The organism is Mucilaginibacter gossypii, from assembly GCF_017569325.2.
GTDB lineage: Bacteria > Bacteroidota > Bacteroidia > Sphingobacteriales > Sphingobacteriaceae > Mucilaginibacter > Mucilaginibacter gossypii.
Window position 1 is genome coordinate 2,886,274 of the sequence record NZ_CP071878.2, and the last position, 14,599, is coordinate 2,900,872.

Genomic DNA, 14,599 nt, shown 5'->3' on the forward strand with positions numbered 1-14,599 from the left:
GCAACCATTCCATTTTTTGGCACGTAACCTATTTAAACAAAACAATTGCGACAAGGCCGGCAAAACCGGGAAATAAACATCAATAAATACAAGGGAATAATGACAATCAGTTCGCCGGTTTTTGATATTAAGAGATGGAAAACCTATGCCGATTGGCGGCTGCTGATCTTCCTGCTCCTGTTTATCAACGTTCGGATCCCATTTAAGATAGTGGCGTTGCTTTTTGTTTACATAAGCCATTTTAACTTTCAATTTGGCTTTAAGCTGCGCAATTCAAGGATCCCGTTATTCTATTTGCTCATTTTCCCAATAGCTATTGCTGCAGCCATCATCAACCAAAATTTTTCCAACTTGTATTATATACCCGTTTTTGGCTGGGCTTTGATATGCTGGGCGCTGGCCCTGCTGGCCGTTCACCAGGTTAAGCTGATGGTTGATAAAACAGATGCCGAAACCATTTACCGTACACTGATCATTTTTTTTATCATAAACGCAGCTTTCTCGGCAGGTAACCTAATGCATATTATGTGGATCACTAAAAGCATTAACCCCTATGCTTTTATGGGAATGCATCAGCGCTATTATATCAATACCGGCGATGATGTAATGGGCATAAGCTTTGACATTTCATCAACCAATGCTGTTATCTGCGCTTTCGGTGTGTTTTACTTCATTTATAAGAATAGCTTGCCCATGATGATCGTGTGCATGAGCACGCTGGCACTTACCTACAGTAACCTAATCAGCATTTTGGTATTGCTGCTCCTCGCTTTCATTTTTGTTTATAAAACCACGCGCAATCAAAAAAGCATGATAGTAGTGGCATTGCTGCTTTATGTGATCTCCCTCGTCAAAATATCGCCGCAAAATGAAAAGTATATTAACGAAGTGACTAAAAGTACGCTGCGGGAAAATCGTATTGAAAAACAGGGCCATGCAGCAGGGCAGGCAACAACTGCCAATCCCGGAGGGCGATTCATGACCAGGGATGAACAAAGAAGAAAATTTGCACAAAACTATCTGGACAGCCTGAGCAGGATAAAGGCCCAACAGGAAAAACCAAGCGCACTTGACAAAAAGATCAAAAGCTTGCCGCTTACCGATGACGGCAGGCTATACATCCCGGCACCAAACACACACTTTGCGGAATTTTATAACACCGGCGAAATGACTCCCGACAGGCAACAGCTTATCGACTGTATAGCTGCTCACAAGGCTCAGCTACCACTTTGCCGGCTTGAGCCCTTCAATCCTGCATTGCCTGGAAAGATTACCGGTGCAATACAAACCTTTAATTACCTTACCAGCCACCCTTTACAAAGTATAGTGGGCTTAGCTCCCGGAAATTTTTCATCCAAAATAGCTTTCAGGGCGGTTGGTGCCGGTATAAGGGGCAATTATCCCCCCAAATACATCTATATCAACCCGGCATTTATGCACAATCATTTAGACCTGTACCTGAGCTTTTTCAGCAAGGATGCAGGTTTCCGTTCGGTACGCAATAACCCCTACTCCACTTACGATCAAATGCTGAGTGAATACGGTATCCTCGGATTGCTTGCCCTGCTTATATTTTACATTGGCTTTTTTGCCCGGCATTATAAAAAGCTTAGTTATGGTTTGCCCATTCTGATGATGGTAACGGGCATATTTTTTCTTGATTACTGGTTTGAGCAGCTCTCGGTACTGGTAATTTTTGAATTGATGTTACTCCTCAATATAAAAGAAACCACTATACCCCATTTGAAAACAAAAACTACAGTGCAGGAGGAACTTGCTTATGCATAGCCCTCAAATTACTGTTTTAATGCCTGCTTATAATGCCGGTAAATATATTCGCGAAGCCATTACATCGGTACTTGAACAATCGTTTGCTGATTTTGAACTGCTGATTGTAAATGATGGCTCAACTGATGACACAGCAGATATTATTGACTCATTTAACGATGAGCGGATAGTGGTTTTAAGCCAGGAAAACAAGGGTGTAGCTGCGGCCCTCAATAACGGTTTACGCCACGCACGGGCGCCTTATATAGCCCGTTTCGATGCCGACGATGTATGTTATCCTTACCGCCTGCAGGTGCAGTATGATTTCATCACATCTCATCCCTATTATAGCATTATTGGTTCGGGAGTTGACTATACCGATGTTAACGGCGATCTGATATTTACCTGGCAACCTGACGCCCTGAGCCATAACCAGATAAGGCAGCTCAGTTACAGGATTTGTCCCTTCATTCACTCCAGTGTATTTTATAAGCGTGATACCGTTTTAAATGCCGGTGGCTACAATGAGCTGGCCTACACTTTTGAAGATCATTTTTTGTGGGCAGGTATTCTTAAACACGAAAAAGCTTTTAACCTTAATCAACCGCTCATTAAGGTGAGGCTCAATGCCGAATCTATTACCATTGATGAAAAATGGCGTACAGGTAAATTCAGGCAGATCAAGTACAATGCCCTGCGCAAGGGGAGCATTACTAAAGCCGAAGGAAGGCGGTTGTCTGAGATCGGCATTAAACAGTTATCTCCACGCATCAAAAAAGGAGCTTATTATGCCCTGCTCGGCAAAAAATACCTGTGGAATAATTATCAGCCGGAAAAGGCAAGGGAAAACCTGCTGAAAACACTTTCTATCAGCCCGCTGCATCTCAAAAATTATTTTTTGCTGCTGATGTCATTTCTGCCCGAGCGTATGCTGATGAGTTTATATCAATTAGGTAAACGCAATTTCCGTTTAGCCGAAGCCGAGCTGCCAACCGCTGTTTTAAATCAAAACGAATTGAATTATGGCAGCTAAAAAGATAAAACTGTTTGTTGATGCCCACTCCTTTGATAAAGAATTTCAAGGAGTGCAAACTTTTATACGCGAATTATACAACCACCTGCTGGCCCACCGCCCGGACATAGATATTTACATCGGCGCCCACGATACCGATAATATCCGCAGATTGTTCCCCCTGCTGCCGCCGCAAAACATATTGCCTTATAAAAACAGGGGAATCAACATCCTGCGCTTTGTATTTGATATACCGGCCTACATCAAAAAATACAGGTTTGATTTTGCACATTTTCAATACATCAGCCCTAAAAAAATGGCGGGCTGCAAGTACATAGTAACCATGCATGATATGCTGTTTAACGATTTCAGGAAGGATTTCCCCATCCTGTTCAGCTTAACGCGCAATTACCTTTTTGGTCGCAGTATTAAAAATGCCGACATCAAAACCACTGTATCCGACTACTCGAAAGAACGGATCTGTGATTGTTACCACATTCCCGCTGACGAGGTGCATATTATCCAAAACGGGGTAAGTAACTCATTGCTACAATACCAGTCATCAAAAAAAGAGGCAGAAGACTGGGTAGCAGAAAAATTCGGCATAAGAAATTTCATCCTGTATACCAGCCGCGTTGAACCCCGCAAAAACCACCTTTTGCTACTGCAAAAATATTTGAAACTGAAGCTGTACGAAAAAGGCATTAGCCTGGTGTTCATTGGTAAAGCATCCATAAAAACGCCCGGCTTAGCCAGGCTCATCATGAGCCTTACGCCTGAGCAAGAGCGGTTTTTCAGGTGGATACCGCAGGCGGAACAAGCGGATCTGGCGGCCTTTTACCGGGCCTGCAGGCTGTTTGTATATCCCTCAAAAGCCGAAGGCTTTGGGATCCCGCCGCTTGAAGCAGCCATTTGTGGGGCGCCGGTACTATGCTCTTCAGAAACAGCCATGAAAAACTTTGGCTTTTTTGCGCCATATACTTTTAACCCGGCCAACCATACGGATTTTGAGCAAAAGCTATTACTTGCCGCACAGCAACCACCCGGCGATGCCTTCACCAGCCAGGTAGCGCGACATGTTGAACAGCAATACCACTGGCAAAAAAGCAGCACCATATTTTACAACTTGTTACAAGCAAATTTTCATTGTCATGAAACTAAAAATAGCGATCTTAGGCACGAGGGGCATCCCGAACTACTATGGCGGGTTTGAGCATATTTCCGAATATGTATCGGCCGGCTTGGTAAAAAAAGGGCATTCAGTCACCGTTTATAACTCACACAACCACCCTTATGAAGCCGATACCTGGAACGGCGTTAACATTGTACATTGTTACGATCCGGAGTATCTGATAGGCACTGCCGGGCAGTTTGCCTATGATTTTAACTGCCTTATGGATGCCCGTAAACGTAAGTTTGATGTAGTACTGCTTATGGGCTACACCAGCAGCTCGGTTTGGGGGCACCTTTACCCGTCCAACAGCGTTATCATTACCAATATGGATGGACTGGAGTGGAAACGCTCCAAGTACTCAAAGCCTGTACAACAATTTTTGAAGTACGCGGAAAAGCTGGCCGTGAAACACAGCCAGTATTATATTTCCGACTCAAGGGTAATTAGGTCATATCTTAAGGATAAGTACGAGGTTGACAGCCGATATATCCCCTATGGTGCCGATCTGTTTTCAGACCAGGAACGTGAGCAGTTTGATAAAAGCGAGGTGCTTAAAGAAGATTATTTTTTGCTGATGGCCCGTATGGAGCCCGAAAACAACATCGAAACTATTTTAGAAGGCTTTAACAACAGTTCATCAAAAAAAAGCTTTATGGTTTTGGGCGATACCAGTAACCGCTTTGGCAAATTCATAACCCACAGGTTTAAAAACGATGACCGCATCCAGTTTAAGGGCGCCAATTTTGATAATTCGGTTGTACGCGCGCTACAGAACAACAGCTACCTGTATTTCCACGGGCATAGCGTGGGCGGTACTAATCCGTCCCTGCTTGAAGCCATGGCCAGCGAAGCCTTGATTGCCGCCCATAATAACCCTTTCAATAAATCGGTACTCAATTCAGATGCTTTTTATTTTGATAATGCTAACGAAGTGCGCCATTTGGTTGAGAATGTACAGCGCAAGGATACCGAACGCGAAATGGTGAAAAATAACCTTCATAAGATCCAATACCAGTTTAACTGGGAGGTAGTGATCAACGATTACGAAGATTTTATACTGGAATGCTATCAGCAACAACATGGAAAAGTTACTAAGGCCCGATGATACGCTAAACAACAGGATAAGCTATTACCTGCTGATACTGTTATTGCTGAGTCTGCCCTTCAACCTGTTTTACAGCCACCTGTTTTTAATAGGCCTGGCCTTGCATACTATTATACAAATTCGCAAAACAACTATAAAGCCGCTATTAACAAGGGCTAACTTTGCTTTGGCTGCTGTTTTTTTTGTAACGCTTTTGAGCATTATTTACACATCCAATAAACCCCAGGCTTTTACAGAGTTAGGCAGGCAGGTTACTATTTTGCTTATCCCGCTAATTTTTTGTTTTAATCCGCTCGATTTAAAAAAATACAGGCGTAAGTTTTTACTTGTATTTTCATTAGGCTGTACCACCACTATCACTTATCTTTTTTTACAGGCACTTTTTACGATAAAATATTATCATCTGCCTTTAAAAGCATTAGTGTCCCCAGCGTTCACAAACCACAATTTTTCGGAACCGCTGGAAATCCATGCTACATTTTTTTCCATGCAGATAGCCATAGCGCTGGTTTATCTGCTGTATGTTTTAGTAAGGGAACCGGTAAAGACCCGTAAATTTTTCTGGCTTACTTGCTGTGGCATTTTAGCAATGGGCATTCTGCAGCTTAGTTCAAAATCGATATTTATAGCTTTGCTGCTTATTATAAATATCGCGCTGCCTTTGTTTATACTAAAAGGGCGAAACCGCTTCAGGTTTATGGCCATTAGCGCAGCATTATTTATAGTGGTGATGGCGGGCATTTATACCCGGGATACTTTTAAAGAACGTTATGTAACCGAGCTAAAAAAAGACCTGAGCCAATCAACCGACGCCGAACTCACCGATCCGCGATTAGCGCGCTGGAACGTGGCCATTAGCGTAGGAGCACAATCACCTGTTATAGGTCATGGCGCAGGCACTGAAATTGGTTTGCTCAAAGACCCATTTTTTGACCATCAATTTTATCGGTCGTACCTGGCCGGGTTAAATGCACATAACCAGTTTATCAGCTTTTTTATTAAATCGGGGATCGTTGGGTTGATGGTTTACCTGTGCGTGCTGGCATTTGGCATTAGGGCAGCCGTTGCAAAACGCGACCTATTGCTCATGGCTTTTATGGTTATTATAACCGCCGTTTCCTTTTCAGAAAACTTTTTAGATGTGGATAAAGGCATCTTTTTTTACAGTGTATTTTTCTCATTACTAATATTTTCTGCAAGCTCAGAAACAACAGCTATCCGCGCTAAAAATATTGTGTAATTAGTTTATTCACAGGCAACCAAAGCTGCAAGGGGTACGTCATCATTATATATACAAAGACGTGAAAAGTACAGTCATCTTAGTTGAACAAAACAATAAACGATTGTTAAATACCAGGAATAATATTTTAGCTACCCTCGCCTATTTTGACATGTGGGACTACCCGTTAACCTACGGCGAGATATTCCTGTTTTTGGAAAACAAGTATGGCCGGCATGATTTTACTGAAGCGCTTGATCAACTTATCGTCAATAAGCTGGTATTTCATTTCGACAGGTTTTATTCGCTCAAAAACGATTATATGATAGCGGTGAGGCGTAATAAAGGAAACAAAAAAGCTTCCGGGCTAATCAATAAAGCTAAAGAAGTAGGTGCCTTCCTGATCCGGTTTCCTTACGTTCGCGGTATTGGCATTTCAGGTTCTTTGTCTAAGAACTTCGCCGATGACAATTCGGACATTGATTTTTTTATCATTACCGAACACAACAGGCTTTGGCTTGCACGTACGTTTATGCATATGTTCAAAAAACTTACCTTTTTGGTTGGTAAACAGCACAACTACTGCATGAACTACTATATTGATGAGGCCCAACTGCAGATAGTTGAAAAGAACATTTATACAGCAATTGAAGTAGCAACTATTATCCCATTAGAGGGTGACCTTACCTTTGAAAGCTTTTATAGATCTAATGCCTGGACCTCCGGTTTCCTGCCTAACAAATGTATGCGCCTCGCTACTGCTAAACCATTAAAAAAGCGGTGGTATAAAACATTTGCAGAAAACCTGTTCAATAATCCATTCGGCGATTGGCTGGATAATGTATTGATGAAAATCACCTCCGGGCGATGGAACAAGAAAACTGAAATGAAGAAATTGAATATGCGGGGTACGGTAATGAGCATGGCCGCAAGCAAACATTTTGCCAAACCCTCTCCCGAAAATTTTCAAATTAAACTGATAGAAAAATACCAGATTAAAGTTTCCATGCTATTACAGCAATTTGAAGAGCGGATGGCGCAGTAAAACGCCTCCTTATCGTCATACCGAATTTATTTCTGCCCTAAAATGCTAAGTCTAAAATTTGCATGAGACAGTTGTTCTATAGTTTCCGCAAAAAGTTCGGGGCAACTTTATCAATTACCTTTTCCTCAGCGAAATAATATAATAATCCCCCACATACTTAAACGGCCAGGTGGCCTTCAACCTATTCTCCCAACGGGCAAGTGTTTTATAGGCACGCGGATGTTTTTCGGCAAAGCCTTCAATATATGATGGCGGTACGATGGTACACAAGCCCTCAATACTCAATACCTCAAAATCGGTTTTTAAACGCTTTTTAATGTATGATGGGTTGTAATAGAAGCAATCAAAGCACACACCTTCAACATGCGCCTTGCGGCCATTGCTGCTAAAAAACCGGCGAAAAGCAGTTTTAAATTTCCTTTTAAATACCAGTAAAGTTTCCCAAAGGCAGAATTTGGGCAGCACCACCAGGGTCACCGTACCTCCCGGATTTAGCAGCACGGCAAATGAGCTCAATACTTTATCCAGTTCGCCGGTACAATTGAGGCCCGCAAAGTTGGAAAAGATCAGGTCATAAGGACCTTTGTTGTTTAGCTGTTCCAGCTGCGTATATGAACAAAGCTCATTGCTTACCGCATGCTGCATATCATACTTTACCACCTTTTCGCGGAGTTGCTGCTGCATCCCTTTTGAAATATCGGTAGCATGGACCTTAAATCCTTTTTGTGCAAAAAACAGTGCATCTTCACCGGTACCACTATTCAGTTCAAGGATGTTGCTTCCAGGCTTCAGGTATTGCAGGATATGATCACGCACGCGTTTGCGCTTGTACGCAATTATCGTGTCGCCTGAGTACAGCTCATCAAAAACTACCGACTGGTTGCTAAATGCAGCCTCGGCAAATTGTTCGTTTATATGTGATGCGGTGCCGGTCATATCGCCTTTTCAAATTTTTCCAGCTTCAGCTTTTCAAGATAAGTAAGCGGTGCATAATAAAATACCGATAATGCTTTCCTGATATTTTTCACCGAGCTCCCAAACGGATCTTTCAGCAGTTTTTGGAAGCTATTTTTTGCCAGGTGCTTGTGATAGTTGCGGTGTACGTATTTATGCAATTGCTTGTAGTAAAAAGGCGGATAGGTGTTTTTAAACATCAGCGCCATCTCGTCGGAGTCAGCCCAGTTGGTTTTCTTTTTCAACTCGTTTTTAACGCGCTCGTAAAAACCGGTACCCGGCAACGGATACGATACCGAAATACCAATCTCAAATGGCAGCAACCGGTTAATCATATCTATGGTAAGCGTAATATCATCCCGCGTTTCTTCGGGATAACCGAACTGGATAAAGAACGATGGCTTAATACCATGCGCTTTCATGAGGTGCGTAGCCGTATGGATCTGATCGATAGTGATCCCCTTATCCATGGCGTCCAGTACCTTCTGCGATCCGCTTTCGGCTCCTATCCACACGTTTTCACAACCGGCGGCCGCCAGGGCTGCTACAGCTTCTTCCTCTGCCAATAAATCGGCCCGCGACTGAATCTTGAAACGGATCTTAATTCCCTCCTGTGCCAGCAGCTTGGCAAATTCCTTTACCCAACCGGGTTTCAATCCAAAAATATCATCGCAAAACCAGATATGATCCATCTGGTACCGCTCCTTAAGCATTTTAAGTTCATTAACAATATACTGCGGACTGTGAGAATTGTACCGGTTGCCATAAATAGGCTTGGCACACCAGTTACATTTGAACGGACAACCGCGGGTAGTTACCACATTAATTGAAAAACAACCCGCATTCTTCATCCACATATCCCGATAGGTATCCATATTCACCAAATCCCAGGCGGGCATGGGCAAACTATCCAGTTCCTTCATTACCGCGCGGCCGAGTGTTTTAATAATCTCGCTGCCGTTCGTGTAAGCTAATCCTTTTATTTCAAAATGATCAATATTCCCACTTCGGATATGTTTAGTTAGTTCCGCCAGCGTTTGTTCAGCTTCACCCAATATCACAAAATCGGCTCCCTCGGCAAGATATGCTGCATATCGATCGGTTGAATCTGAGCTGGAAACGATAACGGTACAACCACGTTCCTTAGCCAGCTTGCACATTTTAAATGCAGCCTCGCGCATATTGGTGAGGCACATTTTGGTCAGGTAGTTGAACCCATCATCATAAACCACAAAAAAATCCGGTTTATTCAACTCAATAGCGGCTATCACCTCGTCAGGATTGCTCACAAACATGGTATCAAACAGACTTACCCGGTAACCCTGCTCCCGCATCAGCGCAGCAGCGTATATAGTACCCAGTGGCGCATAAGGTTGCCCTATGCCCCATTGCTTTGGGTCGAACCGTAAAAAGTAAGAATGTGTAAACAGTATATTGTTCATCGTGTTTTAGCCTGTTTCTAAATCCAGGGAAATTTCCTATACCCTCCCAGGGGAAGAAATCGCACATTTCCGCGCTTCATTGCTTTTTTATTATCAATCCAACCTCGCCAGCGGCGATAAATTAAGCGAGCACACACATTTAACACAGGTAGGGTCATTAGCCATATCCAGTGTTTTGCGAAAATTGATCGCCTCTTTGCTGTTCAAAATATCATTTAATGAATTATCCCTGATGTTACCTATCGCTTCATGAAAAAAGCACGGCCGTACCGCACCATCAGCCTCAATCACTGCCGACACCCATGGTGCATTACACTTTTTAAACGGGAATGCATTATGGCCATAAAAAGCAGCATAATAACCATAAATATCCCGGATTTTAGCCGGAGATTCGGCAATGAACCTGTTGGCAAAATCGCTTTTATTAGCCAGCACCTGGTTTGTCATTTCCTGAAATTCGGCAAGTTCATTTTCAGTCGGTAGTATCTCATGTTGCCGAGGCTCGGCCCATGCTGTTTGGCGGTTAAAGGCATGGCTGCTTACATCGGCAGGTAAAAAACTTACCTGGTCTATCTCCATTTGCCTTGCCGCTTCAATAATAGCCTGCCAATTCCTGTAATTTAGGCGATGGATCACTGTACGAGCTGTTATGCGGTATTTTGGTTCAATAGATTTAATGAATTTCACCCCCTCCCGAAGTTTATTGAATGCGCCAGGTACATTCCGGATAGCGTCATGTAAAAGTTCATCGCCATCTAAAGAAACAATAAGGTCGTCAACCCATTTTAAAATATTGAATGCGTTTTTCCTGATAGACAGCCCTGTCGACAGCAGCGTAACCTTGATCTTTTCAGCACGCAAAATCTCGCATAGCCTGAAAAAATTGGTATTCAGCAATGCCTCCCCGCCCGACATCAATACATGCTTTGTACCGAATTTTCGTAAAGCACCTAACAGATCGGTCACGTCGGCTTCGGTAAGCTGCTTCAGGTTTTTATTATCCCTCCAGATATCACACATTACGCAACGGCAGTTGCAGGCACTGTGCGGCATCAAAATCACGATGGGTAGCGCAGCGATGCGGTGCGTTTGCAATGTGCGGAAACGCTGAAAGGTATGATATAACGATTGGCCTGTCATCTGCATAAATTAAAATCCCTGTATTTCGGGCTGCCTGTAACGCCAAACCTTTTGTAGCAACTTTATTTCATAAGGATAATGGTACATGCTCGCCTTATAACGCATGGTTGCTACCAGTTTAATGGCCATACGTTTAATCATATTGAGCCTGATATCAGTTACCGTTGGATACACCCCGTTCAGCACTGTTTCAAAATTTCTGATCTTATCAATCATCTCCGGCGTGAGCCATGGTGTTAACGGATTTTTACGAAGATCAAAGGCTTCCCATGCCGGGCTGATCCAGTCCTCCAGCGTTTCGGGGAAACGGAAGCCACTTTTCATTACCTGCTTAAACAATTCTGACCCTTCGGTAGGCACAGGACTGTAGGTATAAATTACGATTTCGGTTTTAGGGTTAACAGCCTTTACCTTTTTTATAAAGTCTATTTCAAAATCAATTTGCGACTGAACCTGTTGCTGGGTTGGCGCCGGAGTGCCTAATACAAAAGAATATTCGGGTATGATATCAAACTTTTTAAGGCGTTCGGCAAACTCAATGATCTGGTCGCCTGTTTGCGTGCCGCCCTTATCCATCTGTTCTAAAATGATGTTGTTACCACTTTCGGCTCCGAAAAAGATGATCTTACATCCTGATTCGCGGATTGCGGCAAGGGATGAATCTTTAAATTTCGACATGGTATCGATGCGGGCCATACCCCACCAAGTCATGTTTTCGGGTTTTATTAAACGGGCAAACTCAACAGCGCGCTTTTCTGATACAAAAAAATTGTTATCATGAAACTCAATGGCATCTGCACCCCATTTATCTTTAATATATTTTACATCCTTATAAACATTTTGGGCCGATTTTGCCTTCCACCTTGCCTCATATATTGGCACTACAGCACAAAAGGAGCAGGTGAAGGGGCAACCGATGCTGGAGTGATAAGCCATCGTTTTTTCGCCCAGGTAAGTTTTACCCAAAAACTTGGTGATGGGATAAAAAGTATTCAGCTTATCATATGGCAAAGGCGGCAGATTATCCTGGTCTAAAAGGTCCTCCTTAGCGGTTTTGATGATCTTGCCATCGGTTGCTTTATAGATGAGGTTGCGGATAAACTCATAAGGTTCGTTTTTCTCCAGGGCATCAATCAAGGCGGGGAAAGCGTGATCACCGGGCCCGTTGATAATAAAATCGACATAACCGGAATATAAAACCGCGTTAGGCTGATTTGATGGAAAATACCCGCCCCAGATCATTTTGGTATTGGGATATCTCTGCTTTATAGTTTTTGCCGCAGCAATAGCCTGCTTTAACTGCGGACCGGGCATAACTGTAAACCCAAAGTATTTAAACTCGCCGGTACTTAAATAGCTATCTATCTTAACCATCGGGTCATGCTCACAATTGCCGTCAACAATTACCCAGTCATATTTTCCATCAACCGAGGCCGCTATATTTAGTATCGAATTAGGTATGCGATACTTGTTATTTGCACTGCGCGGGTTAAATAATAATATCTTGTTCATCTGTTAGTATCAATACTTTGCTTTCAATCCCCCCGGCAATGGGTTTATCTTTTAGTTTAAGCAGCCTGTAAAGCACCCCTGCCATCACAAAGTCTGCACACAAAATAAACCCCACTGCCATACCCAATCACAAATGAGGGGGATTGCCCGTTCAACAATTAATCTGAGTTTCTACACTATCACTTTCACACTAATAAATACGCCCTGGCTTTCACACAGGTTGCCTGCCTTTATAAATAAAATAGCTGGCAACCATTATTGTTTAACGGCCGTATTTGCTGATATAAGATGTTACTAATATCCCGCAATTGTGATCCAAACTGTAAAAAATTATATTAAGCAGCGCTTTTTCCCGCCCAATATCATAGAGAAAAACTCGGTGGATGCCTACGATATCTGGGCCGAGCATTATGATGCGCAGCCAGGTAACCTTATGCTCGATTTGGATGAAGTTTTGTTTCCCCGCCTGGTAACGGATACAGTTATCGCCGGTAAAAACGTGGCCGATATTGGCTGCGGTACCGGCAGGCATTGGGAAAAGGTGTTTGCGCTAAATCCGGGGCGGTTAACAGGTTTTGACACATCTGCCGGGATGCTGGCCCGTTTACAGCAAAAGTTTCCATCGGCAAATATTTACCGAATTACCGACGACCTGTTCGGGGACATGCCATCGGGGAGTTTTGACACCATAGTTTCAACCCTTACCGTTGCGCACATCAAAAATATTGAAGTTGCCCTGCAGGCCTGGATGCGGATCCTGAAACCGACCGGCGACATCATTATTACCGATTTCCATCCGCAGACACTGGCAAACGGCGGCAAGCGGACATTTAAACATGGCAGCAGTTTTATAGCGGTCGAAAACTATGTGCACCCCGTAAATACCATTAAAGATCTGTTGCTGAACAGCGGCTTTAAGCTAATTGCCGAAGAAGAAATTAAAATAGATGAAACCATGAAGCATTATTATGCCAATAAAAACGCGCTTCATGTTTATGATAAATATAAAGGCTTCCCCATTATTTACGGGTTGCACTTGACGAGAACTGATGGTACTGAATAACGTGATGATACCGGGAAACGATGCCGTGGTGAGCATAAGTATAAGCGAGGGTAAAATAAAACAGGTTTCCCCCTCACATACTGATGACCGCGAACAGCTGACCTTTGTGAATGCCATTGCTTTTCCGGGCCTGATCAACTCGCATGACCATCTTGATTTTAATCTTTTTCCGCAGCTTGGCAATAAAACCTATGAAAGTTATACTGAATGGGGAAAACACATTCACCGCGCTTACGCCGTTGAGATTGCATCTGTGCTAAAAATCCCTATTGCCCTGCGCGAACGCTGGGGTGTTTATAAAAACCTGCTTTGCGGCGTTACCACAGTGGTAAACCACGGGGAAAAAACTACCATAAATGATCCTCTCATCACCATATTTGACAATTGCCAGAGTATCCACTCCGTCCGGTTTGAAAAAAACTGGAAGAAACGGCTCAATAACCCGCTTAAAATAAATAAACCGGCCGTCATCCATATAGGCGAGGGCACAAACGATATCGCCCATACCGAAATAGATGAACTAATTAAATGGAATATCCTTAAGCGTAAACTCATCGGGATCCATGGAGCAGCTATGGATCCTCAACAAGCCAAACATTTCGAAGCCCTGGTTTGGTGCCCCGAATCAAACTATTTCCTGCTTAATAAAACAGCGGCCATTGATGAGCTAAAAAGCAAAACAACGATTTTATTTGGCACAGATAGCACACTTACCGGGCATTGGGACATCTGGCATCACATTCGCCTTGCGCGTAAAACCCAAATGCTTAATGATGATGAATTGTACAACTCTCTTACTTCATCCCCTGCCCAAACCTGGAAACTAAATAGTGGCAGCATTACCAGCGGATTTGACGCCGATATTGTAATAGCCAAAGCAAAAGGCAAAGTTGGTTTGCAGGCTTTTTATAATATAACACCCAATGATATTTTACTGGTGATGCATAAGGGCGTGATTTTGCTGTTTGATGAATCGCTTTATCACCAGCTTACGGGTATAATTACCCAAAATTACAGCAAGGTCTTTACCGGCAACCATTTCAAATACGTGATGGGCGATATCCCTGGTTTAATAGCCGAAATAAAACGATACAAGCCGGATGCCTGTTTTCCCATACCTCACCCAGCCCTGCCTGCCGCATGAATATCATCAAAAAAATATGGTC

The 14,599-nt window shown here is 43.2% G+C and carries 12 protein-coding genes; 8 read left to right on the forward strand and 4 right to left on the reverse strand.

Going from position 1 to position 14,599, the window contains the following annotated elements:
* Positions 1 to 99: 99 nt before the first annotated feature.
* From J3L18_RS12045 to J3L18_RS12070, 6 genes are all read left to right on the forward strand, one after another.
* The gene (locus J3L18_RS12045; RefSeq protein WP_129568714.1) at positions 100 to 1,788 is read left to right on the forward strand and encodes a hypothetical protein; all 1,689 of its coding nucleotides are present in this window, start codon (positions 100 to 102) and stop codon (positions 1,786 to 1,788) included.
* Positions 1,781 to 2,800, forward strand: a complete 1,020-nt coding sequence (locus J3L18_RS12050) for a glycosyltransferase (protein WP_129568715.1) — start codon at positions 1,781 to 1,783, stop codon at positions 2,798 to 2,800. Before J3L18_RS12045 ends, J3L18_RS12050 begins: the two co-directional genes overlap by 8 nt.
* Positions 2,790 to 3,992: a glycosyltransferase family 4 protein gene (locus J3L18_RS12055; RefSeq protein WP_129568716.1), complete on the forward strand. Its 1,203-nt coding sequence runs from the start codon at positions 2,790 to 2,792 to the stop codon at positions 3,990 to 3,992. Before J3L18_RS12050 ends, J3L18_RS12055 begins: the two co-directional genes overlap by 11 nt.
* The gene (locus J3L18_RS12060; RefSeq protein ID WP_129568717.1) at positions 3,931 to 5,058 is read left to right on the forward strand and encodes a DUF1972 domain-containing protein; all 1,128 of its coding nucleotides are present in this window, start codon (positions 3,931 to 3,933) and stop codon (positions 5,056 to 5,058) included. The genes J3L18_RS12055 and J3L18_RS12060 overlap by 62 nt, the downstream gene beginning before the upstream one ends.
* Positions 5,033 to 6,298 (forward strand): O-antigen ligase family protein, encoded by a 1,266-nt coding sequence (locus tag J3L18_RS12065; RefSeq protein ID WP_129568718.1) that lies wholly within the window; start codon positions 5,033 to 5,035, stop codon positions 6,296 to 6,298. The genes J3L18_RS12060 and J3L18_RS12065 overlap by 26 nt, the downstream gene beginning before the upstream one ends.
* 61 nt (positions 6,299 to 6,359) lie before the next feature.
* Positions 6,360 to 7,322, forward strand: a complete 963-nt coding sequence (locus J3L18_RS12070) for a hypothetical protein (RefSeq protein WP_129568719.1) — start codon at positions 6,360 to 6,362, stop codon at positions 7,320 to 7,322.
* Between the two features lie 114 nt (positions 7,323 to 7,436).
* Here the strand turns inward: J3L18_RS12070 and J3L18_RS12075 are convergent, their stop codons facing one another.
* The 4 genes from J3L18_RS12075 to J3L18_RS12090 form a co-directional block, all read right to left on the reverse strand.
* Positions 7,437 to 8,258, reverse strand: coding sequence for a class I SAM-dependent methyltransferase (locus tag J3L18_RS12075; RefSeq protein WP_129568720.1), 822 nt, complete (start codon positions 8,256 to 8,258; stop codon positions 7,437 to 7,439).
* On the reverse strand, positions 8,255 to 9,718 hold the full coding sequence (locus J3L18_RS12080) for a B12-binding domain-containing radical SAM protein (protein ID WP_129568721.1): 1,464 nt from the start codon (positions 9,716 to 9,718) through the stop codon (positions 8,255 to 8,257). The genes J3L18_RS12075 and J3L18_RS12080 overlap by 4 nt, the downstream gene beginning before the upstream one ends.
* Before the next feature lie 93 nt (positions 9,719 to 9,811).
* Positions 9,812 to 10,858 carry a radical SAM protein gene (locus J3L18_RS12085; protein ID WP_208102451.1) on the reverse strand — a complete coding sequence of 349 codons (1,047 nt, stop codon included), beginning with the start codon at positions 10,856 to 10,858 and terminating at the stop codon, positions 9,812 to 9,814.
* A 9-nt stretch (positions 10,859 to 10,867) separates the two neighbouring features.
* The gene (locus J3L18_RS12090) at positions 10,868 to 12,370 is read right to left on the reverse strand and encodes a B12-binding domain-containing radical SAM protein (protein WP_129568723.1); all 1,503 of its coding nucleotides are present in this window, start codon (positions 12,368 to 12,370) and stop codon (positions 10,868 to 10,870) included.
* Positions 12,371 to 12,680: 310 nt separating this feature from the next.
* Here J3L18_RS12090 and J3L18_RS12095 point away from each other — a divergent pair, with 310 nt between their 5' ends.
* Both J3L18_RS12095 and J3L18_RS12100 read left to right on the forward strand, forming a co-directional pair.
* Positions 12,681 to 13,433, forward strand: coding sequence for a class I SAM-dependent methyltransferase (locus tag J3L18_RS12095; protein ID WP_129568724.1), 753 nt, complete (start codon positions 12,681 to 12,683; stop codon positions 13,431 to 13,433).
* Positions 13,420 to 14,577 (forward strand): amidohydrolase family protein, encoded by a 1,158-nt coding sequence (locus J3L18_RS12100; RefSeq protein ID WP_129568725.1) that lies wholly within the window; start codon positions 13,420 to 13,422, stop codon positions 14,575 to 14,577. Before J3L18_RS12095 ends, J3L18_RS12100 begins: the two co-directional genes overlap by 14 nt.
* The last annotated feature ends 22 nt before the right edge of the window (positions 14,578 to 14,599 follow it).